Here is a 23424-nt window from a genome sequence, read left to right on the forward strand (position 1 = left end):
CCCCCTTATTTTCCAGAAGATCCTGATCCTTCGTGAAAAATTAACGTACTATCATGTTTATGAATTAAGGGCTTAAATATGACACTCGCCAAAGGAGGAACGCGGATTTCCAAAGAATACTTTTGATTGTGCCAGGGAACGTTTTGGGCACAGAGGAAACCGGGATTAAGCAGATGGGAGCCCCCAAACGCGTGCTGATCTGAGCTGAAAATCTCGCTATACAGACCTAACCGCGGAGCACCGATTCTAAATTTTTCATACGCGACAGGCTGAAAATTGATTAATACAATTAGGAATTCATGAGGATCTACTTTGTCCTGGCAATGGGAATACCGGCAAAAAACCAGAATACTTTGTTTGGAGTTAGTGGCATCAATCCAGGAAAATCCGGACCAATTGTGGTCATTTTCCCAAAGTGAACGCTCATTACGATAAAGTTGATTTAATGCCCGGGTGAAATCCTGATGCTTCCGATGCATTTCATAGTTTAGAAGTAGCCAATCTAGCTCATGATCGAAGCGCCATTCGCTAAATTGCGCGAATTCCCCTCCCATAAAGCACAGTTTCTTGCCGGGATGACAGATAAAGTAACAGTATAAACTTCGGAGCCCGGCGAATTTTTGTTCATAATTTCCGGGCATTTTACTAAGCAAGGACTTCTTTCCATGCACGACTTCGTCATGGGACAAAGGTAGGATAAAATTCTCCGCAAAGGCATACATCATGGAAAAGGTCAGTTGCTGATGATGCTTAGGGCGTTCGTCAAAGTCGAGCTCTAGGTAATGCAAGGTATCATTCATCCAACCCATATTCCATTTGTAGTTAAAACTTAAGCCACCCAGTTCCTCTGGCCAGGAGACCAAGGGCCAGTCTGTTGCTTCTTCCGCAATCATTAAAGCCTCGGGATAATAGTGAAAGACCACCTCATTTAACTGACGGAGGAAGGCGATGGCCGCAAGGTCTTCACGTCCCCCTTGGCTATTCCGTTTCCATGAACGACCTTCCTTGCCATAATCAAGATAGAGCATACTGCTTACACCATCGACCCGGAGACCTTCAATATGGTATTGATCAAACCAGAAGAGAGCATTGGAAATAAGAAAGCTCCAAACCTCTGTCCGTGAAAAATCAAATTTATAGGTTCCCCACTGCTCATGGACATCCGCTTCGTAAAGCGAGGTCCCATCAAACCGTCCCAGACCGTGACTATCCTTACAGAAATGCCCGGGAACCCAATCGAGGATAACGCCGATTCCTACGTGATGGCATTTATCAATGAAAGCCATCAGTTGCTGGGGAGTGCCATACCGACTCGTTGATGAGAAATAGCCGGTCACCTGATACCCCCAGGAACCATCATAGGGATGCTCCATCACGGGCAAAAGTTCAATATGGGTGTATCCCAGATCAAGCACATATGGAATAAGTTGCTCAGCCAATTCTTCATAACTTAAAAATGTGTCTTGTTCGTTATTGGCCGTTTTTTCATAACTATCTTCATTTCTTTTCCATGATCCAAGGTGGACTTCATAAATTAGCAGGGGCTTTTCTTTGATTTTGGACTCCCAACGGGACATCATCCATCCTTGATCCTGCCAAGGGTAGGTTAAGGAGTAAATTATCGAGGCTGTAGACGGTCTTTTTTCGGAAGAAAAGGCGAAAGGATCAGCTTTCAGAAGAACAGTTTTCTCCTGAGTTGTGATTTCATACTTATAAAGATCTCCCTCTTTGAGCCCTGGTATGAAGAGCGTCCATACCCCGCTTTCCCCTGCGGGGATCATGAAATTTTCCCTCCCACACCAATCATTGAAATCTCCTACAACGGAGACTTTTAATGCATTTGGTGCCCAGACCGCAAAATGTGTTCCTTTAATTCCTCCGCAGTTGAGAACGTGGGCCCCAAACCGCAGATAACTGTGATGAAGTTTTCCTTCGTTAAAAAAATAGAGTTCTTCAGCTGTGATGAATTCGGTATTACTCATTTAACCATCCCTTATGAAAGGATTTAATTGGAAACACTTATTTGATTATAACTTCTCGGTCTCCTCGTGGGTACGGAAAAGAAACACTTTTAAGCGTATATAAATAGTGACTTCTGCAGAATTAACAGGAATAAGTTGCCTCACGTTTAGTCAATAAAAAACCACGGCCATAATTTATAAATAATTATGTCGTGGTTATAATTCGTTATTAAGCTTGTTTAAGCTTGTAGTTTTTGTTGGTGTTTTGACATCATCTGTTTAACATTATCACCAAATCCCGAGAAAAACATGACTTGTAACCAAGATAAATAGTGACAGATCTCTTCATGTTGTTGAAGGTTAAATTCCATATAGGCGACAAGAGGCATATACTCAGTGTCATAAAGAAGGGATGCCGTAATTATTTCAGCAAAGCCCTCTGCAATTAGGGATTGAATTTCTGATGGTTCCTCGTAAAGTTTCCTTTGCAAATTTATGAAGCCTGGCGGTAAAACGCTTAGATCCTCGGTTAATTGATAGTGGATAAGGTGGACTAAGGAATGCAGAATCGAGATGAGAGATTGCTCCTCGTCATTTTGGGACGCAAAAAGGGCAAAACAGTGATATTGGGGCCAACACAATACGGATCCGCCCTGAATACTTAAATTCATGATCGGGATGAGGAATGGCTCCCGCGTAAGACCAGTTAAAAATCCGGGATATTTGTCTTTGAAGATTGCAACTGCTGTCGAGACTTGTTTGCGGGGCAAACAAAGCTTATTTTCCTCGATCTGGGCCATGTCGAGAACCTTGAGTAATTCGTGAATCTCCCCTTCAAAATACGCAAAACGTGCTTCTTCTGGACAATGCCCCAAGACGTGGTTGATCCAAAATGTCAGGGCATCTTCGGGAGGAATTAAAATATACTGGCAGCGTGCATGATAATGGCTAAATTGCAAATCTGTGGCGATCTGCCTTAAGTAGAGAATGAAATCCTGAAGCAAATGCTTGTCCACGGAAATTAAGAGATCAAGAGCCTGGTGCAGGAGTTGACGTGCCTCCTGTGGGCTACTTATCTTTTTGAATCGTTCCCGCAGTAACACGATTTGGTGATTCATCACGAGGATTTCTCTCGTGTTCTTCCGATACATCTAATCACACCCCAGTTCAAAGTTTTGAATTCCGTAATGAAGATTTCCTCATCAGTGTTCAAAATCCTTTGGCAAAGGATGTCTATCATTGACATGATAGGGAATATCATGTCAATGATTATTCGCTAATCAAACGGCGGGCTCCCAAATACCGTGGGTCCCAATAGGAATTATTCATATTTTCATAGGTAACTCCTCCGTTGGAAGAGTCAATCATGGTGTTGTTTCCGGCGTAGATTCCTACATGGGTGGCACCCGAACCATAGGTCGAAAAGAAAACCAGATCCCCGGCTTTTAAGTTTGAACGAGCAACAGAGGTTCCCTGATTATATTGGGATTGGGAGGTACGGGACAGATCAATGCCAGCCTGACGGAAAACATATTGCGTAAAACCAGAACAGTCAAACCCGCTAGGTGAAGTACCGCCCCAGACATATGGCGTACCCAAAAACTGTGAGGCATAACTGAGAATGGCCCCCGCTCCTCCAGATATCGCCACAGGAGCGGATTCGCCAGAGCTTGTCCCGCCATCGGAGATAGGCTTCTGTGCAGCCAATCGTGCTTCCAGCTCTTGTTGCGCGATTAACTGCTGAACCCGATCGGCATTCGACTTAGCGTTCAAAGTTGCCTGGTAGGTTGATTTTTCATTGGAACTCAATTGAGATACGAGGGTCTTCTGCTTATTGAGAGCCTCTTGTACGGTCTTCTGACTTTGGGCTTTAGCTTGGAGAATATTTTGTAAGGAGTCGTTCTTTTCTTTGATCTGCGCTTGTTGAGTCGATAGATCCTCATTGATTTGGCCGAGTTCTTGCTGCAATTTTCCATAGGTATTGACAACTGCGGAAACATCTTCGATCCGGGCTAAGAAATCGGTTAAGTTCGTCGCTTGGAAAAGAACCTGAAGATAACTTGGAGCACCTTCTTCATAGCTAGTTCGCATGTATTGCCCTAACGCTTGAATATGATTTTGGCGTTCGGTTTCAAGTTCCTTTTGTTTACTTTCGAGGGCTTTCAAATTTTTCTGTTCCGCCGTTAACTCCTTTTGATAAGCAACGACACTATCATTCAACGTTTGAATGGATTGTTGAAGGGCTGCAGCCTGAGTGGATGCACTGGAGACCTGCTGCTTCTGACCCGATAATTGTGAGCTCAGCTGATTATACTGAGATTGATATTGTTGAAGTTGGTCTTGCAAATTACTCGCATTAACAGGTTGAACCTGTAAGGTTGTTCCCATTAAGCTAAGGCAAAGAATCGTTGTGAATATTTTCTTCATTTAAATAACTCCACTTCCTTAGGTTGCTCAATCAATGTTTGTTGAAAATTATTATGTATTATTTCGACAGAAAACCAAAAAGTCCTTGTGGAGTTGTCTGGAAAAATTTTTTTAAGGCAACAATCGAGCTCGGGTAATACTTTTATCTCCATACTTTTCTTTGATGGAATCGATTACTTTTACTAACTTTTCGCGATCTTTTTCAGGTTCGTCAAACAAAGCCAGCTGGCCCTTATCCTGATTCACAAGATTTTGCAGGGTTATCCCAATCAAACGGATGGCTTGGCTTAGCGATACTTCCTGCAGGAGTTGACAGGCTTCTTGATAAATTACATCTTCAAGATTGGTAGCTTGGTTTAGGGTATGGGATCGAGATATAGTGCGGAAATCAGAATAACGGACTTTAAGAGTAATAGTTTTTCCTTTGAGTTGCTCTTTACGAAGATTTTGACCGATATCACAAGCGAGTTCCAGCAGAATCTTCTTTAATACATCACGATCCGTAAGGTCAGAGTCGAAAGTCGTTTCCCGGCCGATGGATTTTACCTCCCGCTCACTTTCCACCGGCCGGTCATCAATTCCCCGGGCCAAAGCATATATCTGCCTTCCCCAAGTACCAAAGAGATGGGCGAGGTATTCCTGATCAAGTTGTCGCAGCTCGCGAAGTGTACGGATATTCAAACGATGGAGACGCTCAGCCGTTTTTTCGCCGACTCCCCAGATTCGCTCGATGGGCAAAGGATCAAGAAACTCTTGAACATGAATAAGATCCACCACCACAAAACCATTGGGTTTTTCCAAGTCAGAAGCAAGTTTAGCAAGAAATTTATTACTTGCCACACCTACGGAAGCAATTAGGTCGAGTTCATTCTTAATTCGTTCTTTAATCGTTTGCGCGATTTCTTCTGCAGAACCAAATAATCGGGTTGAAGCGGTAACATCTAAAAAAGCTTCGTCAAGGGAAATGGGCTCGACTAAAGGTGTATATGTTAAAAATATATCTCGAATTTGCCGTGATACCTGCCGATATTTTTTACCATTCACTGGCAAAAAGACCGCTTGAGGGCAGCGTCGATACGCTTCAGCTAAGGGCATTGCTGAATGAATACCCATCTTGCGCGCTTCATATGAAGCAGTAGACACGACGCCTCGACTATCTGGCTTCCCTCCGACCACGACCGGCCGGTTCTGGAGAGCAGGATTATCACGTTGCTCAACCGAGGCAAAGAAAGCGTCCATATCGATATGGATTATTTGACGCAAGTGAGTATCACTGCTCATTGATTTATCACCTCATTATTCTATAAGAAGCAACCTCCATTATATCACTCGTCATTTAATACTTGGGAAAATGCACAGCAAAAGTTGTTCCACTTGAGGAGGTTTTAATCGAAATTCGAGCCTTATGCTTTTCCGCAATTCTGAAGCAGACGGCAAGACCCAACCCGGTTCCATTCTCTTTCGTTGTAAAGAAAGGATTGCCTAATTTGTTGAGGATCTCCGAGTCAATTCCGGGGCCCTGGTCTTGTACCTCGAAGACAACTTCTTCAACTGCTCTAATGGTACGCAAACTGAGTATCCCGCCGTGCGGCATCGCTTCTAACCCGTCCCGCGCTAAGTTGAGGATCATTTGGCGAATTTCTCGTTGATCAAGCATTAGGTAAGGAATCTCATCAAGCTCCATCTGAACATCGTTTTTACGATTAAAGGCATCGGCTTGAATTAAGGGAAAAAGAGTTTCCAGGAGGACATTAAGGTTATCCATCTTTAAGTCCAGAGCCTGATCCTTCGAAAGCGTGAGATATTCCGTAATAATGGAGTTGGCTCGGTCAAGTTCGCTCATCATCAATTCAAAGTATTCCAGATTCTCCTGATGCTGTGGGCGAGCTTTCATCATTTGTAAAAAACCGCGAACCGTTGTCATTGGATTCCTGATTTCGTGTGCGATTCCTGCGGCCATTTCGCCAATCAAATCAAGACGATCTAAGCGAGCTATTTCTTTTTCAAGACGTAAGTTTTCGGTAACATCGGTGACCACAGAGAGTAGACATTGTTCTCCTTTCAATTTGAGAATCTCGGTGGATAAAAGTCCTTCTCGAAGTGTTCCAGATTTGGTTTCATAAGTTACGCGAATATTTTGCAGGGATTCCTCCTGGCTGAATTGAGTGATTGAGTTAGCTTCCGCGGAAATTCCGGATAAGTTAATAATTTCAGCAGCGCTATCCTTAAGCTCTTCCAATCGATACCCTGTGAGCTTCTCCCAACTTTCGTTGACATCAAGATAACGGCCATCTTTAACAGAGCGAATCGCCATCAAGTTAGGGCTAAACTCGAACGTCTTGCGGAAAAGTTGCTCGGAGATTTGGAGTTTCTCATTCGTAGCGCTAATTTCCAAGGTCCGCTCCAGAACAAGTTTCTCCAATAATTCATACTGTTCATTACGCGTCTTTTCGTTTTCCTGGCGATCCGTGATATCACGGATCGAACAGACGGTCACGTGTTGATCGTCAACAATAGCCTCACCTATAGATATTTCCACGGGGAAGGGTTTTCCGTCTTTGGCTAGACCAAGAGTACAAAAAGGTCTGGGATTTCTTTCTTTAAGGAGCTGTACTAATTCAGGAAGAAGTTGGGAGGCGTCTTTCCCGACGAGTTCCTCAGCCAGATATCCAAACATTGCTAGGATCGCTGAATTTACATTAATAATGCATCCTTCTGGATCAAAGACCAAAACTGTATCGATCGATACATCGGTAATGGCTCGGGCTAAGGCCTCTGCCTTTCTTAAAGCGGAGGTCGTACATTCGAGCTCAAGGTTAAGATCTTCAAGTTCAGCGGCACGTTGCTGTAAGAGTTGACTTTGAATTTTAACGCGTGCTTGAGCCTGATAGATTTTAACAAAACCCTCGACTTTCTTAAGTAAGGTTGAAGGTTCAAACGGCTTGAAAATGTAATCAATTCCGCCTGAGGCATAACCCTTCTCAACGTGCTCTGAGGCTTGGCTTAGCGCGGTAATAAAAATTACTGGAACGTCCTTAGACTTTTTTCTTCGTTTAATTAGGCGAGCTGTCTCGAAACCGTCTAAACCAGGCATTTGAACATCCAGCAAAATGACCGCGAATTGTTCTTTTAAAACCCATTTTAAGGCTTCTTCGCCAGAGTTCGCTTTGATTACCTGATATTCCGGAGAGGTCAGGACAGCCTCTAAGGCCAGTAGATTTTCTGGACGGTCATCAACTAATAAAATATTTACCTGGAGTTTTTCCGCTTTGTACATATTCACAATTCGACAGTCTTCCTCTTTCCTATCTTATTTTCCGAAAAATCCTAGCATTCGAATCCATAGGTTCGTAACATTGAACCTGGGATGAAACGGTAAGTCCCTCTTTACTGCCTAGACAGAGAAACCCTGAAGTCTTCAGACTTTCGTGCAAGAGATTCTGAACTTGCTTTTGAAGTTGCTTATTAAAATAGATCATTACATTCCGACAAAGAATTAAATCAAATTCATTAAAAGATCGGTCAGTAACTAAGTCATGCTGAGCAAAGATTGTATTGTTCGAAAGAGCGGAGTTGAAATTTACCCGATCACCGTCTACCGTGTAATATTCAGAAAAGGCTTTTTTGCCCCCAGCCAGAAGATAATTCCGAGTGTATTTTTGCATGGAAGCAATAGGAAAGGAGCCCTTTTTGGCTTCCTCGAGCGAAACCTCATTCAAATCTGTGGCGTAAATCTGGGTCTTACTTGAGAGCCCTTCTTCGCGCAAAAGTATGGCTAAAGAATAGGATTCTTCACCCGTGGAACAGCCAGCCTGCCAAATTCGAACATGAGTTAGTTCCTTGAGAGCCGGGAGAACATTACGCCTTAAAGAAAGGAAAAAATCGGGATCGCGAAACATCTCAGTAACATTAACCGTAAAGTCTCCAAATAATCTCCCCATAATGCCAGGGTCATGAAGAACTTGTTCTTGCAATCTTGACACACTTGGTAAGTTCTCAGCCTGCAGTCTGTGCTTCACCCGTCGATGAAGATAGGGGGAAAAATAATTGCGAAAGTCGAACCCGTAATAACGATAGATCCCTTCTAACAAAAGCTCTATTTCGAGGGTTTCAAGTTCTTCATCTGGGCATTCGCTAATTTTTAGTCCCCCTCTCATAGAGCCATACTCGCATTAGAGACAGGAGCTGTTCGGTAATAACAGGCTTTTGAATATAATCAGAGGCCCCTGCTTCAAGGCATTTTTCGCGATCAGTTTTCATTGCTTTTGCCGTGAGTGCGATGATCGGCAGAGCAACAAATTCTGGAATCTGACGGATGGCCCGCATTGTCTCATACCCATCCATTTCTGGCATCATGATATCCATGAGAATCAAATCTATAGCTGAATGGTCTGAAAGGGTGTCGAGTGCTTCACGTCCATTTTCAGCAAAAAGGACATTCATATTGTGGGTTTCAAGGAGGGACGTAAGGGCAAAAATATTTCGCATATCATCGTCCACGATCAATACTGTTTTGCCCTCAAGCGAGACTGGCTTTGGAAGTAAAAATTTCGGTTTTTCTATAGGTGTCATGGAAAAAGCGGCGACTTGGTCTATAACGGTAGGCTCATGTTCCAGAAGGGTAGATACAGGGGTTGGTAAGTAAAGAGTAAAAATGCTTCCTTTCCCTATTTCACTTTCGGCCTCAATTGTCCCACCTAATAGGAGGGCAAGTTCGCGGCAGATAGATAATCCTAAGCCTGTTCCACCATACTTTCGGCTCATAGTTCCATCTACTTGACGAAAGGCTTCAAAAATGAGCTCGAGGTTATCTTTAGGGATGCCAGTTCCTGTGTCTGTAACGGATACCGCAAGTACAGGAGTTTGCGTGAATCCTTTCAAATGTATCGTTTCTGCACTGGGCTGATAAAATTTAAGTCGAATATGCCCCTTTTCCGTAAACTTAAAGGCGTTCGACAAAAGGTTTTTAAGAATCTGCAGGACGTGTTGTTGATCCGTAATGAAGGTTTGGGGAAGGTCAGGTGAAATTTCAATCTCAAACAATAGACCTTTCTGGTGTGCGACGGGGGAAAATTGATTTTCAATCCCATTTTTTAAATTCTGAAGACTTACTTCACTCAGAAGAATGCTCATTTTTCCAGACTCAACTTTGGATAAGTCCAAAATATCATTAATTAATTCAAGCAAATCCTTACCTGCGGAATGAATAGAAGCAGCATATTCCACTTGCTTTGGAGTTAGATTCCCTTCTTTATTCTCAGCAAAGGTCTGGGCAAGAATCAACATACTATTAAGGGGAGTTCTTAATTCATGCGACATATTCGCTAAAAATTCGGTTTTGAATTGTGAAACCTTCTCTATTTCCTGGGTTTTCTGCTCGGACTCTCGATATTGTTTTTCCAGTTGTTCATTAGTGCTTCTGAGTTCTTCATGTTGGAGTTGAAGTTCTTCCGACTGAACCTGTAATTCTTCTGTTAAGGTCTGCGATTGATCAAGCAGGCTCTTAACCTGCACCTGCCGGGCGACACTATGAAGAGTAATTCCCATAATTTTCAAGATGCGTTCGAGCAGATTTCGCTCAAATAAAGTAAAGTTATGGAAAGAGGCAAACTCTAGTACGGCTACTACTTCTCCCTCAAATTCAATGGGCAAAAGAAGGATGCTATGGGGAGATGCTTCTCCTAACCCTGAGTGAATTTTAAAATAGTCCTTAGGAATATTAGAAAGCAGTATTTCTTGATGATCCTGAGCGCATTGGCCAACAAGTCCCTCGCCTACATGAATGCGTTGTCCTTTTACGAGATCCATATTACAAGCATAAGATGCTAACGGAGTGAAATAATGACCCGCCATTCTTTCATTTTCATCGCTTCCCCCTTCTCTTATGTAAAAAACGCCAAAGTGCGCTTTAATGATGGGGGAAATCTTATTTATAAAAAGGTTAGCCATGGTTGATAAATCAGGTATCCCCTGAAATAGGGTTATGATTTCACTAACCTTTGTTTCAAGCAAGGTTTTTTCCTGCAACGTTTGTTTATAGAGCTCCTCTTGTTGGGTATGTTGTTCGATCGAATCTGCCATTTGATTATAAGCGAGAGCGATCGGACCAATTTCATCTTTTGAAATAATCTCAATTCTGGGCATTTGTTCGGTTCGATTCCGGCCCCTGGTGATAACATCCGACACGTGTTCAATACTTCGGCTAACTCCTAGCATAGCCCATCTACTGACAGCCATACCCATCCCTAGAGCGAGAACTAGAAAGAAGATTATAAGTCGAATCGTAAAATTGTAGGACTGAGTCGACTGTGTAAGTAAATTATACATCTCTGTATGTTCTAGAGTTTGCAGGTCAGAGCTCTTCTCCTGGATGTCTATTCGGACTTGGTCCTGTGCTTGGGTATGAAATAAGTGCGTAGCTTCCTCCCTCTTGCCCGCGACGAGGAGGTCAAGTACTTTGTTAACATCTTGTTCATAGGCGAGATTGATACGCTGGAGACTAGTAAGCAATTCTCTCTTTTGATTCTCATCATTTGTGCGTAGGAATTCTTCGATGTCTAGGTTCGATTTTTGACGGGACTCCCGTATGAGCATGATTTCTTGGGGCGTTAAGCGCGAGGGATCTAAGAGCAAATCCAGAATCCGCTTCGCCGTATTAGCGCGTTCAGATTCTATACTCGTTGCTAGCTGAATTTTATCGTAGTGGGTTAAAACAAGTTCGTTGATACTGTTATTCTGATCATGGAGCATCATGAGGGAAAGAGAAACAATAAAGGCCATTAGCAGGAGTATAGAACCAAAACCAATGAAAAGTTTAGACCGAAATCGCATGTTTTGCCCTCCAGTTATAATACTTTATCTAGCCAATTGTCTTTCGATATTTTCAGTTCATTATAACCTGTCCTAGGTGTCGAATGGTGTCAACTACTGGTGGATTATTCTAAAATTATGAAAACAAAAAAGAAAAAAGAACAAATCCGCTCAATTGAGAAAGGATTGTTCTTAGTGGTAAGAAACATAGTTTATTTTAGAAATCTAGCCAGTCATCTCAATACGTCGGAGCTATTTTATAGATTCCAAATTCCTTATGGCCTAAACTCTCCGCTTTTGGCATATGCCCGTTGGCAACTTCAACGATAGAATCCAAGATTCGTTGACCTACGTGTTCGATCGTTTCTTCTCCAGAGATGATAGTGGAAGCATCAATATCCATATTATCTTCCATCATTATAAAAGTACGGGCATTGCCGGTAATTTTGATGACAGGAGCAATTGGGCAACCTGTTGGGGTTCCGCGTCCTGTGGTAAAGATTACAATAGTTGCTCCACCAGCAACCATGCCTGTGATCGACTCGACATCCTGACCCGGAGAATCCATGACATACAGCCCTTTACCACTAGGAGCCTCACCATACGCTAAAACATCTTGAATCGGCGCATGACCTGCTTTGTGGATACAACCTAACGATTTTTCTTCGATTGAACTAATCCCCCCGGCTATGTTTCCCGGAGTGGGTTGACTGCCGCGAATATCTACGTGCATGAGTTTTGCCCGGTCTTCACAGTCCTGAACATACCGAATTAACTTTTCACCAATCTCCAGAGTTTTACAGCGACGTGCTAGGATATGTTCGGCACCGATGAATTCAGTGGTTTCTGATAACATAGAAGTTCCACCGGCCGCAACGAGTAAATCTGAGGCAATCCCACACGCCGGATTCGAAGCTAACCCAGATGTGAAGTCTGAGCCACCGCATTCAATCGCCAGGACAAGTTCGCTTAGATCCATTTTTTCAGGTTGAAGATGAGCAACTTTGCGGGCGAGTTCTCCCGCTTTGCGCAAACCTTCAGCGGTAGCTTTAAGAGTTCCTCCAACTTCCTGAATGACAAGAGTCTCAACTGGTTTTCCTGAAGCTGCAATTTCTGAGGCAACCTCACGGATAGGCATACCTTCACACCCTAGTCCGATCACTAAAATGGCCGCAACGTTGGGATTTCTCCCCAAACCGATTAAGGTGCGCATGGTTTGTTCATGATCTGCTCCGATTTGGCAGCATCCATGTTGATTCGCAATTGCCACTGCGCCAGGAATTTGGGCTGCAATATTGGCCGCAACTGTACTGGAGCAAACAGAAGTAGGAATAATAGCGATATGATTACGAATCCCTACTCGACCATCGGGACGACGATAACCTAAAATTTCCATATATAAGCCCTCTCTTTTCGCTATTTATCTCCGCGACCGCGCAGGCTTTCCATGTTATGAACATGAACATGCTCACCGGCTTTAATATCTAGGGTGGCCCCACCAATGCTTTCGCCGTATTTAATAATCTCTTCCCCTATTGGAATCTCACGGATAGCAATCTTATGTCCAAGAGGAATATCCTGGAGAAGGAGTACCGATTGTTCTTGATTTCCTAAGAAAAAATGGATTAGAGTTCCCGCTTTAAAGTCATCCACTACCGTAGCAACATTATCTTGATCACGAATTACAACTGCTTGTTTCTTCATCGAAATACACCTCCGAAGTCTAGATTTTCTTCCACTTTTGTTGTTTACGGCTATCCAGTTTATAGACTAGCGCTAAAATTTCAGCTACTGCAACATAAAGTTGGGACGGAATTTCGCGGTTAAGATCAATCTGGACTAAGACATCAACCAAGGCTCCATTTTTTTGAATCGGGATGCCTTCACCTTGGGCAACTTCGATGATCTTTTGGGCTAATTCTCCTCTTCCCCGCGCAATTACTTTCGGTGCTCCGGAACCATCATAACTTAAAGCAACCGCTTTTTTGGGTTGTGCGGCTTCAGGCATAAATATCTACCCCCTGTCGAGGTTCGCCCGAGACAAAATCTTGGAATTCGGAATTGGAGTCCCAGAGAGAGACATCAATTCCCGTTAATTTTAACCCTAAGTGAGCAAAGCGTGCAATCGTTTCCTCTTTAAATTCCTGAAGAAGATCAGAAATAGCTTGTGGGTCTACACTCAGAACCCGTAGGGACAATAGATTTTCAGCAAGATAAGCATCGACGCCGATTTTACCTAAGGTTGGAGTTTCCAAATATACTCCAATTCGGCAGTGCGACTGATCTAATGCGTTCTTCTGCCGATCACTTTGTAAAGCTATTTTGGCATCGTGTATGCGCTGATTATCTTGTAAAGGCAAACTTAGCCAGAGATAAGAGTTATTGATATCTCCTAAGATTAATTGTTGTCCGGTTATCTTTTCAAGGAGACCCTGTAATTTCGAGTTTAAGGAATTATCTTCTTGAGCGTTGACTCCTAGTAGGAGTTGGGCTTTGAGCGAGTTCCTAAGCTGAGCTAATTCTTCCTCAGGTGGTTTATCTTTAGCAAGAAGAAGTTCAGCCAATTTGCGTTCATAACCTATTCCTAATTTGTTTAAAAAGTCACGAATCTGCACCTGACCATTATCCCCGTTTAATTCCGACCATCGTGGGAGAATTGATAAAAGCTGTTCAGGTAACCCTAATAAAGACTTTGGAGTTAGGCCCGATCCCGAAGACTGTAGATCCGTTTGAGTTCCTTGAGATTGCTGAGTCCCTTGAGACTGCTGAGTTACTTGAGATTGCTGCGTTCCTTGAGATTGTTGCGTTCCTTGAGATTGCTGCGTTCCTTGAGATTGCTGCGCTTGCTGTGTCTGTTGCCCCTGGCTTTCTTTAATACTCTCTCCCAGAAGCATGGTCCAATCGAGTTTTTTGGCTGTGTTAATTGCCTGAGCTAGTTCTTGATCGAGCGCGGAAAATCCAGCGAGTCCTCCACCACTCTGAAGTGAGCCTTGCTCTCGAGAAAGTAGAATATTTCCGGAGGAACCCGGAGCTGTTTTTACTTCTCTTGCAAGTACCAGTTCCTGAGTTCCCACCTCCTTGACGACAGCCCAAAATTTATCTCCGGGTTGGGCTGTGGTTTCTAAGATAGCGTCAAGAAGATTACCCTTGATGTTGATTACCGCATGGCCAGAGGAATCTGAACGAAGGACTTCGACAAAAAGGCGTTGTCCTTCGCGTAGCTCGCTCGAATTAAAGTTCAATAAGTTGTTCGCCATGTTGAGACCTTGAATATTCATACTCAACCTCTATTCTTGAGCCTTGTCCAACCACGCTTCAATAGCGCCAATGACGGAATGAACACAGCCCTCCTGGAAGGGCGAAATAAGATTTGCCTGTTTTACTAACTCAAGGAAGGATAAACTTCCACCGACTTGGCAGAGTTTGAGATAGTCTCCCCAGGCTTGAGTACGGTTTTCACTCCATATCTGCCAAAATTGGAAGGCGCAGATCTGAGCCAAGGTATAATCAATATAATAAAAAGGTGAACTAAAAATATGTCCTTGCTGATGCCAGAACCCGCCGCGCTCTAAGTACTCGTTGTCCTCGTATAGTCTGTGCGGGAGATATTTCTTCTCAATTTCTCGCCATGCCCTTTTTCGTTCTTCTGGAGTCGCCTCGGGATGAGCATAAACAAAATGCTGGAATTCATCCACAGTTACTCCATAGGGAATAAAGAGAAGAGCTTCGCTTAAGTGGGTGAAGCGATACTTACCCGCCTCTTCCTTGAAAAATAAATCCATCCAAGGCCATGCCAAAAATTCCATGCTCATCGAGTGGATCTCACAAGACTCATAGGTAGGCCAATGATATTCCGGTACGGCGAAACTTCGGCTTGAATACACTTGAAAAGCATGTCCCGCTTCATGGGTTAAGACATCCACATCCCCGGAAGTCCCATTAAAGTTTGAAAAGATAAATGGAGACTGATATGCACTTATATAGGTACAGTACCCGCCCCCTGCTTTTCCCTTGTGAGTGACCAGATCCAAGAGTTCATGTTCAAGCATATAGTTAAAAAACTCGTTCGTCTCCGGAGAAAGTTCGCTATACATCCGTTGTCCGTTCTTTAGGATCCATTCAGAATCTCCTTGGGGTTTTGCATTGCCATCAGGAAAGCTAAGCATTTCGTCATAATACATCAATTGCTCTAGACCCAGACGCGTCTTTTGCCGTTCGCGAAGTTTGGTCGCGACAGGGACGATTTCATCTTCCACTTGCTTACGAAATTGAGCGACCATTTCGGGATCATAATCGGAACGGAGCATACGAGCATAACCCAGTTCCACGTAATTGGCGTAGCCAAGTTTTTGGGCAATCACAGTCCGTACTTTGACGAGTTGATCATAAATCGCGTCGAGCTCTTCCTCATGTTCGGTAAAAAAGGAATACTTAGCCTGGTTGGCTTTCTTCCTCATTTCCCGATCAGTGGACTGGAGAAAAGGTCCCAGTCCGGAAAGATTCCGTTCCTCCCCTTCAAAAGGGATTTTAGCCGAGGCGATGAGTTTCATGTACTTACTTTCGAGTTGGTTTTCAAGCTGTAAGTCTTCAATGATTTCTGGTTTAAAGGTCTTAAGGGTCAATTCCGCGATCCGGAAGAGTTGTTTTCCCCATTTATCTTCTAATTCCTCGCGAAACAAAGAGCTCACTAACGCCCGATAGAATTCGGAAATCAGGCCTTCGTAAATTGGACTATTCTCATCGAAATACTCCTGCTCTTTTTCATAAAATGAGTCCGTAGTATCTACACTATGGCGAATCTGAACTAGTTCAAACATAGAGTCAAACTTCTCGCGAAGTAGATTGATTTCAACCATCACTTGATCTTGCTCCTGAAAGCTGGTGGCGTGCTGAAAATGATCGAGCGAAGTGTGAAACGTGGTTTGTATTTCCGTAATGTCCGGGCGAATGTAGATGTAGTCCTTAAATTTCATGTCTTTACCTCCCTTAAAATTATTGTTTAAGTAGATTAGGTTGGTCCGTATGGCGATGATTTATTTTATAAACCTCGGATTTTTCCTCGATAAAGAACGGGAGGAAGGACACAACGATATTTCGTTTCTTCAATAAGGCGCGGGCGATGAATACACTTGTATTATTATGGAGTGCCATTTCCCAAGGTTTCGCGACGATAAACTGAGGTAAGAGAATCGTCACGATATCCTCCGATCTGGAGGCATGCTCATTTGAGTTGATATACTCGGTTAGCGGTCCCACAATATGGCGATAAGGCGACAGCTTGATTACCAGAGGGATATCTGTGTTTAACTTTGCCCATTTCGCCCGCAGTTTATCAGCTTCCCCTTCATACGTTTCGACGTGAAAAACTTCAATCTCTGTGGACATGCTTCGAGCATAACGTAACGCCTTGATCACCATCGCATTGAGACTTTGCACGGGTAAGATGACATAATTTTGGGGTTTTACCATTAACTTCAGATTGTCGATTTGGTCATTTGGAATATCGAGCTGTTTGGCCACATAGGAATAATGCTTTCTGACTTTGAGCATTTGTGAAACAAGAAGCGGAACGATGATCATGACAATCCAAGCACCACTCGTAAATTTCGTGACTGCAATTACGATTACTGTGATAAACGTGATCAGTGTCCCGAGTCCATTAACGAAAGAATTGTACCTCCAGCCCTTGGGCTTGGTCCGGATCCAGCGCATAAAGATTCCGGCCTGGCCCAGTGTAAACGAGGTAAAAACGCCAAGCGCATAAAGTGGAATCAAGAGGTGGGTATCTCCTTTGAAAATGATTACTAAACACCCTGCCGCAATGGCTAAAAATATAATTCCATTGGAAAAGCTCAGACGATGTCCTCTTAAAGCAAATTGTCGAGGAACATAACCATCCTGAGCAATAACTGAGAGCAACGTGGGGAAACCCGCAAAAGCCGTATTGGCAGCCATCGCCAAAATGATTGCTGTCGTAGCCTGAATCAGATAAAACATAATTCCGCGACCAAAGACTTGAGTTGCAATCTGCGCAATTACCGTTTGCTCTAGATTCGGGACGGCCTGATAAATTTTCGCCAGATAGGCAACTCCCCCAAAGGTGATGATCACTGCTGCGGCTAGGAGAATATACGTTATTTTTGCGTTCTTTTTTGCCGGCTCTTCGAAGTTGGGCACAGCATTACAGATCGCTTCAACCCCAGTGACGGCTGCGCAACCCGAAGAAAACGCCTTCATCAGTAGGAAAATCGTAACCGCTTGCGTACCAAAGCTTACCGTTGAAGGAATAACCGCAGAAACGGGAGTAATGTTAGCCGTGGAATAGTTCATAATCCCCCCCACAATGAGAATCAGGACGCAAACGATAAAGGCATAGGTGGGGATGGCAAACAACTTTGAGGAATCCCTTATTCCGCGTAAATTTCCAATCGTAATCAAAACGATTAAGAGTAGAGCAATCACGACCCGATGCGTGTATAACATCGGTAAAGCAGAGGTTATAGCAGCCGTCCCTGCGCTAATACTAACCGCAACAGTCAGGGTATAATCGACTGAAAGAGAGGCACCCACTATAAGTCCGAACTTTGTTCCTAAGTTTTCTTTGGCTGCGTTATAGGCCCCTCCCCCGCCCGGATAAGCATCCACGATTTGACGGTAAGAAATGGTCAAAATAAGAAGTAAGAGAATAATGGCGCCGGCGACTTTGGGCATCCAAAGATATGAAGCCAACCCAATCACCGGGACGAGCGCCCAGAGAATTTCTTCAACAGCATAGGCAACTGAGGAAATGGCATCACTCGCTAAAACTGGAAGTCCCCAAAAGACATTGAATTTTTCTTGGCTTAATTGATCGGAGGATAAACTTTCACCTAATAGCCACCGCTTGAGACGAGTAAACACGTTTCTGACCACTCCTATGTGTTGACTTATTTAAATGGGTGGAGTAAGGCATAGATGGCCCGGGTACACGGAGTCGCGACCTTTTGCTGCTCCGCCATATTGAGAACTGCTCCCTGTAGGCTATCTAATTCGAGAGGATGCCCTTTTTCGAAATCGCGATGCATGGAGGAGGTCATTTCTGGAGCTGTATTCTTAATCCGTTGGATCATTTGTTCTGTGAAACCTTCTGGAAGCTTAACCTTGAGCGTTTTGGCCAGATTAACGAGTTCTTCGACGAAGTCTTTGATGAAAGCGAATGTCACCGGATCCTTCAAGGATATACCAATAGGGTTACGAGTCGCAGTTGTCATACCACTTAATGTAACCAAGAAAATATATTTTGTCCATAGCTCAGTAAGGATCTCTGTGCTAAGTTTTACGTTAACTCCACTCTTTAGAAATAATGCTTCAAGCTCTTGAAAAAATGTGGAATTCATCTCAGTTAAAGGACCAAAAACAATATCGTGTATAGAGCTTTTCTGAAGAATATCTCCAAATTCATTGAGGGTAGATTCGATATAACAAAGCCCTCCTATTATATGTTCAAGTCCGAAGGCGGAAACAAGCTGATCAATATGCTGAACTCCATTCATCAGAGGTAAGATTTTAGCTCCCCGATCGACGAAATTCTTAAGATCGGGAAACGTCCCTTCAAGCTGGTAATTCTTTACCGATAGGATCACTAAATCGGGATTCTCAACTTCTTCTGCCTTCAGGACACAATGAGGTTGGACTATGAAATCCCCGTGAACACTTTCGACGCGAAGTCCCCGTTCCTTGAGTTGTTGGTATCTTTTCTCACGGACCAAAAAGGTCACAGTCATTCCCGCTTGAGCCATTTTTCCACCAAAGTAACCTCCGACAGCTCCTGCTCCGATAACGATAATATTCATTAGAGACACCCTCCTCTTGCGATTCTTTTACTTTGTGATCTCTTGGCTAAAGATCTATGTTTTTTCTTTAAAATCTCTTCCTTGAATGTTGATAGTATTCAATATATAAGCCTTTAATATAGGGTTCTCTCGTTCCAGCCTGAGCCTATGCTTGGCGTACAATGGTATTGTGGATGGCCCCAGTATGTACCATTGTAGGAGATTGTTCAAGGTTAACACTTTTTTCATTGAGGTCAGCGTGCGTGTGAGAGGTAGCTTCATTCCTTTCGATCATCCACGTTCATATCAATAATTTCGCCTGAGGAATAGCCCATTGCCTTCGATCTCGATTTGTTATTTCGCGAGATTTTTTTCGCTACGTAAAATCTGTATATTCCGAACAAACTGGTCACGGCTGCGCCGACAACAACAATACTCAAGGCAAAAGTTAATGACGTAACAAGAATGAAAAGAAGCGCAACGAATCCCAAAATTCGATAGAGTTTTGACATCAGATATTTTCTCCTTTCAAATTGAGCCAGTCATGTAAGCTATGGAATATTATTCTTAGTCAGGTCTAAATTATCCTGCATTTCTTCGAACTTGCACCAAGGAAAAAAGTGGTCACGAATAATTGCCCGAAGAAACGAACTAGATTATTATATAGAGTGAGTTTGATATTACAATAAGAAGATAAAAGGAGTTTTAGCCGCATGCTTATCAATCTGACTGAGGAAGAACTTAAGACGATAAAAAATCCAGTCCTGAGGGACTATGCTCAAATCTATTTCAGAATCGAGCAAGGATTTCAAGATTGGGTTCAACAAACCGGGCTTGAGCTTGATTTAGATCTGCGTTCGAAGACTGAAGAAATCCTGCAAAAGCTCCAAGCGAAAGGAGCAATATTTAGAAATGATGGTAAAAGCATTGTGGTCAACCAAATCTCACCTGCTTGTCAGGCTTGCCAGAAAGGAATTGGCAGCATATCCCTATTTATTTCTCTTAGGTGCCATCGCCATTGTTTTTTCTGCTTTAATCCAAATCAGGATCATTATGAAGAATTCTTGAAAGAAAAGAGAAATTACCGCAAGGAGCTGGACGACCTTTACCATGATGGCAGAAAACTCACGCAGCTGGGTTTGACTGGCGGCGAACCGTTGCTTCATAAAGCTGAGACCCTAGACTTTTTTCAGTATGCACGGACCAAGTTTCCTCATGCTTATACACGTTTATATACTTCTGGTGATTTATTAGATGAAGAGATCCTTAGGGGGCTCCAAGAATCAAACCTTAATGAGATCCGTTTCAGTATCAAAATGGAGGATCCGGAGGAGCTTAAGGACAGTATCTTAGAAAAAATGAAGTTAGCTAGAGATTATATCCCTAGCGTTATGGTTGAAATGCCAGTTATCCCTGGAACGTTAGAAGAGATGAAAAAATTAGTGATCAAGCTTGATGCACTGGGTATCTTTGGAATCAACCTCTTAGAGTTCTGTTTTCCGCTCCATAATGCTGAGATCTTTAAAGAAAAGGGGTTTAAAGTCAAAAATCCGGCTTACCGCGTTCTCTATGATTATTGGTACGCCGGAGGACTACCCGTCTCACAAAGTGAGGTCGAATGTTTAGAACTGCTTGAGTTTATTCTCGATCAGCACCTCACGTTAGGTGCGCAGTATTGTTCCTTAGAAAACAAGCATACCGCTCAGATCTATCAACAAAATGATCATCAGCGAGTCACCAAAGCCCTTTACTTTTCTGCTAAAGATTACTTTTTTAAGTCAGCTAAGGTTTTTGGCGAGGATATTCCTCAGGTGTTAAGCGTCTTTAAGAAAAATCGCTACACAGGTTATCAGATTAATCAAGATTATGATTACCTGGAATTTCATGTAGACCAAATTAAGTCGCTAGCAAAATTAGACCTGGAAATCGGAATCTCCTATCAGGTTAGGGAAAAACGTGAGGATGGGAGTTATCTCCGTGAGTTGAAGCTAGATTTGACGACCCCGAAAATATTTAATCCCCGTGAGGATGTATAAGCCTAAAGAAAACTTGGCTTGCGCCAAGCCTCTGGCGTAGGCGGAAGCCTTAGTTGCACTTATGCTATCTGCCCAAAACTTATACTTTCTGTTAGTATAAGAAAGTCTTTGGCATTGTCATAAAGGCAATGCCAAAGACTTTTTCTAATTTTCTGCCCCTATTCTCGTTTTTAATGTCCCAAAAGTCTAATGTTTTGGTATAATCGACATAGAATTACATAAAAGAAAGGATTGGGCATTCTGAAAAAAGTCATTTTTTCGGTAATCACTTTACTTGCTGTTTTATTAGGTTTACCCCTATTTGCACAAGCAAGCCCTTTAGCTTACCCAATCGAGCGAATAGCTGGTCAGGACAGAGTCGAGACGGCTCTTGAGATATCCCAACAAGGCTGGCAAAACGCTCAAACGGTTATTTTATCGGAATACTCCGATTACGCTGATTCTATCGCCTCAACTCCTTTTGCAGTGAACTTAAACGCACCCATTCTGCTCACCCAAGGAGACTCGATTGATCCTCGGGTAATTGCAGAGATTAAGCGTTTAAATCCTCAAAATACCATCTTGCTTGGAGGAAATGGTCGTTTAAGGCCTTCAATTGAGGAGGAATTAAATCAACGAGGTTTGACTTGGGAAAGAATTGGTGGAGCAGATCGTTATGAAACCTCTATTCTTCTGGCCCAGCGCCTACACAGTGATTCCTTAATTTTGGCGAATGGGGATGATTTTCCTGATGCTTTATCTGCCGCAAGCTATGCTGGGATTAAACATATCCCGATCGTTTTGACCTCGAACACCCTTCCGCAATCTGTCATCGACTATTACCAAGTGACCCGGCCCCAACACTTGGTGGTTATCGGGGGCGAAGGAGTTATCCCTTCCGTGGATTTAGCTCAACATAATTTTAAGGTTGAAAGTCGTTTAGGCGGACAGGATCGCTATGAAACCAATGCTAAAGTTGTTTCTTCCATGCAGGCCTCCTATACTTCAAATAACTTTTTCTTGGCCTCCGGCCAGAACTTTCCAGATGCTGTCGCTGGTACAGTTTTGGCATCCAAAGATAAGGCTCCTCTGCTTCTTTCGGAAAAAGATGATATTCCCCCCTCGGTTTATGCCCTTATGCGAGAGCATATGCAGGTTGAGCCTTCTGTTCAGAACGCCGGTTCGGGAACAGATACTTCAGTCCAAATAGGCCAAATTACCGCTAAAGGCGGATTGAATCTTAGAGATACTCCCTCGGCAACCGGAAAAATTCTGCTCGCGATTCCTGAGGGCACGACGATTGACCTTAGCGCTCAGCAAAGCCAGTGGTATCGAACGACCTATCAATCGACCACTGGATGGGTTTCGGCGAATTATGTTAAAATCGCTTCAGCTAATCAAGCGGTTACCGATTTAACGATCAACGGTACCGTTCTGATTCTCGGTGGCTCGGGTGTAATCAGTACGCACACCGAAAATATTATTGGCGGAAAAGCTTCTTCAACTTACCAAGCTAATCTTCAAGACTTTTCCCCGCTGCCTGCGGAAATCAAAAAACCGGAGTCACCTTCCCGGGGTGGCACAATTAGTACTCCGCCGGTGAGCACAACACAGCCAGCTAGCTCAATACCTTCGGTTCCAATAACCTATGATCCTTCGACTGAAGTTCTGCTGGATACTTTTCAAGGCTTACCAGCTAATGCCTTAGCGGGTAAGAAGATTCTCGTCGATCCTGGACATGGCGGACCTGATTCAGGGGCAGTCGGACCAAACCGATCATTTGAAAAAGATAATAATTTGGCTATCTCCCTTGCCCTTAGAGATATTTTAAAACAAGCGGGTGCAACGGTTCTCCTCACTCGTGATAAGGATATCTCTCCAGCTAGTGATTATTCCGTAATAAACGATTTACAGGCCCGAGTGGATCTCGCGAACAAGAATAATGTTGATTTATTTATCTGTATCCATAATGATTCCTTTACCAGCCCTGATGCCCAAGGGACATCAACTTTTTATTCTTCAGACAATCCGTTCAACAATGAGAGCATACAGCTTGCCAACAGTATCCAAAATGCGATCATTGACTCGATCCAAATTAAAAATCGCGGGGTTAAGGAAGGTCGCCTTTATGTTTTAGGCAATACCAACATGCCAGCGATTTTACTTGAAACTGCCTTCATCTCCAATCCTTATGAAGAAGCTCGGTTACAGAATCCAACGTTCCAAAAAAACGTAGCGTCAGCTATCTTACACGGGATCTATACCTACTATAAAAACCCCATCCCCAAATCCTGAGGTTCCATTAAGAACTCCACACCCCTGAAATAACCTAAAAGGGTTGCGGAGTTTTTTTATTGTGATTGTGGACACGATAGATTGCGATATTTACCCAAATCTACT

General features: G+C 43.2%; 17 protein-coding genes. 2 read left to right on the forward strand and 15 right to left on the reverse strand.

Annotation, left to right across the window (positions count from 1 at the left end; genetic code table 11):
- Positions 1-5: 5 nt before the first annotated feature.
- From glgB to VM640_RS07805, 15 genes are all read right to left on the reverse strand, one after another.
- Positions 6-1982, reverse strand: coding sequence for a 1,4-alpha-glucan branching protein GlgB (glgB, locus tag VM640_RS07735; protein ID WP_325390952.1), 1977 nt, complete (start codon positions 1980-1982; stop codon positions 6-8).
- A gap of 218 nt (positions 1983-2200) precedes the next feature.
- Positions 2201-3112, reverse strand: coding sequence for a hypothetical protein (locus tag VM640_RS07740; RefSeq protein WP_325390954.1), 912 nt, complete (start codon positions 3110-3112; stop codon positions 2201-2203).
- Positions 3113-3230: 118 nt separating this feature from the next.
- Positions 3231-4388 (reverse strand): C40 family peptidase, encoded by a 1158-nt coding sequence (locus tag VM640_RS07745; protein WP_325390956.1) that lies wholly within the window; start codon positions 4386-4388, stop codon positions 3231-3233.
- 111 nt (positions 4389-4499) lie between these two features.
- Positions 4500-5669: a DNA polymerase IV gene (dinB, locus tag VM640_RS07750; protein WP_325390958.1), complete on the reverse strand. Its 1170-nt coding sequence runs from the start codon at positions 5667-5669 to the stop codon at positions 4500-4502.
- A 55-nt stretch (positions 5670-5724) separates the two neighbouring features.
- Positions 5725-7665: a PAS domain S-box protein gene (locus VM640_RS07755; RefSeq protein ID WP_325390960.1), complete on the reverse strand. Its 1941-nt coding sequence runs from the start codon at positions 7663-7665 to the stop codon at positions 5725-5727.
- 28 nt (positions 7666-7693) lie between these two features.
- A complete protein-coding gene (locus VM640_RS07760; RefSeq protein ID WP_325390962.1) occupies positions 7694-8545 on the reverse strand; it encodes a CheR family methyltransferase in 852 nt (283 codons plus the stop codon).
- Positions 8523-11219, reverse strand: coding sequence for a response regulator (locus VM640_RS07765; RefSeq protein ID WP_325390964.1), 2697 nt, complete (start codon positions 11217-11219; stop codon positions 8523-8525). The genes VM640_RS07760 and VM640_RS07765 overlap by 23 nt, the downstream gene beginning before the upstream one ends.
- Positions 11220-11436: 217 nt before the next feature.
- Positions 11437-12594: a UxaA family hydrolase gene (locus VM640_RS07770; RefSeq protein WP_325390966.1), complete on the reverse strand. Its 1158-nt coding sequence runs from the start codon at positions 12592-12594 to the stop codon at positions 11437-11439.
- 20 nt (positions 12595-12614) lie between these two features.
- Positions 12615-12902, reverse strand: coding sequence for a UxaA family hydrolase (locus tag VM640_RS07775; RefSeq protein WP_325390968.1), 288 nt, complete (start codon positions 12900-12902; stop codon positions 12615-12617).
- A 19-nt stretch (positions 12903-12921) separates the two neighbouring features.
- The gene (locus VM640_RS07780) at positions 12922-13206 is read right to left on the reverse strand and encodes an EscU/YscU/HrcU family type III secretion system export apparatus switch protein (RefSeq protein ID WP_325390970.1); all 285 of its coding nucleotides are present in this window, start codon (positions 13204-13206) and stop codon (positions 12922-12924) included.
- A complete protein-coding gene (locus VM640_RS07785) occupies positions 13199-14476 on the reverse strand; it encodes a hypothetical protein (RefSeq protein WP_325390972.1) in 1278 nt (425 codons plus the stop codon). The genes VM640_RS07780 and VM640_RS07785 overlap by 8 nt, the downstream gene beginning before the upstream one ends.
- 9 nt (positions 14477-14485) lie before the next feature.
- Positions 14486-16171, reverse strand: coding sequence for a M3 family oligoendopeptidase (locus VM640_RS07790; protein ID WP_325390974.1), 1686 nt, complete (start codon positions 16169-16171; stop codon positions 14486-14488).
- Positions 16172-16190: 19 nt separating this feature from the next.
- A complete protein-coding gene (locus VM640_RS07795) occupies positions 16191-18098 on the reverse strand; it encodes an APC family permease (protein ID WP_325390976.1) in 1908 nt (635 codons plus the stop codon).
- Between the two features lie 26 nt (positions 18099-18124).
- Positions 18125-19030 carry a ketopantoate reductase family protein gene (locus VM640_RS07800; protein WP_325390978.1) on the reverse strand — a complete coding sequence of 302 codons (906 nt, stop codon included), beginning with the start codon at positions 19028-19030 and terminating at the stop codon, positions 18125-18127.
- Between the two features lie 257 nt (positions 19031-19287).
- The gene (locus tag VM640_RS07805) at positions 19288-19521 is read right to left on the reverse strand and encodes a hypothetical protein (protein WP_325390980.1); all 234 of its coding nucleotides are present in this window, start codon (positions 19519-19521) and stop codon (positions 19288-19290) included.
- A gap of 201 nt (positions 19522-19722) precedes the next feature.
- Between VM640_RS07805 and VM640_RS07810 the strand changes: the two genes are divergently transcribed.
- Together VM640_RS07810 and VM640_RS07815 are read left to right on the forward strand one after the other, a co-directional pair.
- Entirely contained in the window at positions 19723-21045 is a 1323-nt protein-coding gene (locus tag VM640_RS07810) for a radical SAM protein (RefSeq protein ID WP_325390982.1), read from the forward strand.
- Between the two features lie 240 nt (positions 21046-21285).
- Entirely contained in the window at positions 21286-23319 is a 2034-nt protein-coding gene (locus VM640_RS07815; RefSeq protein ID WP_325391064.1) for an N-acetylmuramoyl-L-alanine amidase, read from the forward strand.
- Positions 23320-23424 lie beyond the last annotated feature (105 nt).

The organism is Desulfitobacterium sp., from assembly GCF_035539115.1.
GTDB lineage: Bacteria > Bacillota > Desulfitobacteriia > Desulfitobacteriales > Desulfitobacteriaceae > Desulfitobacterium_A.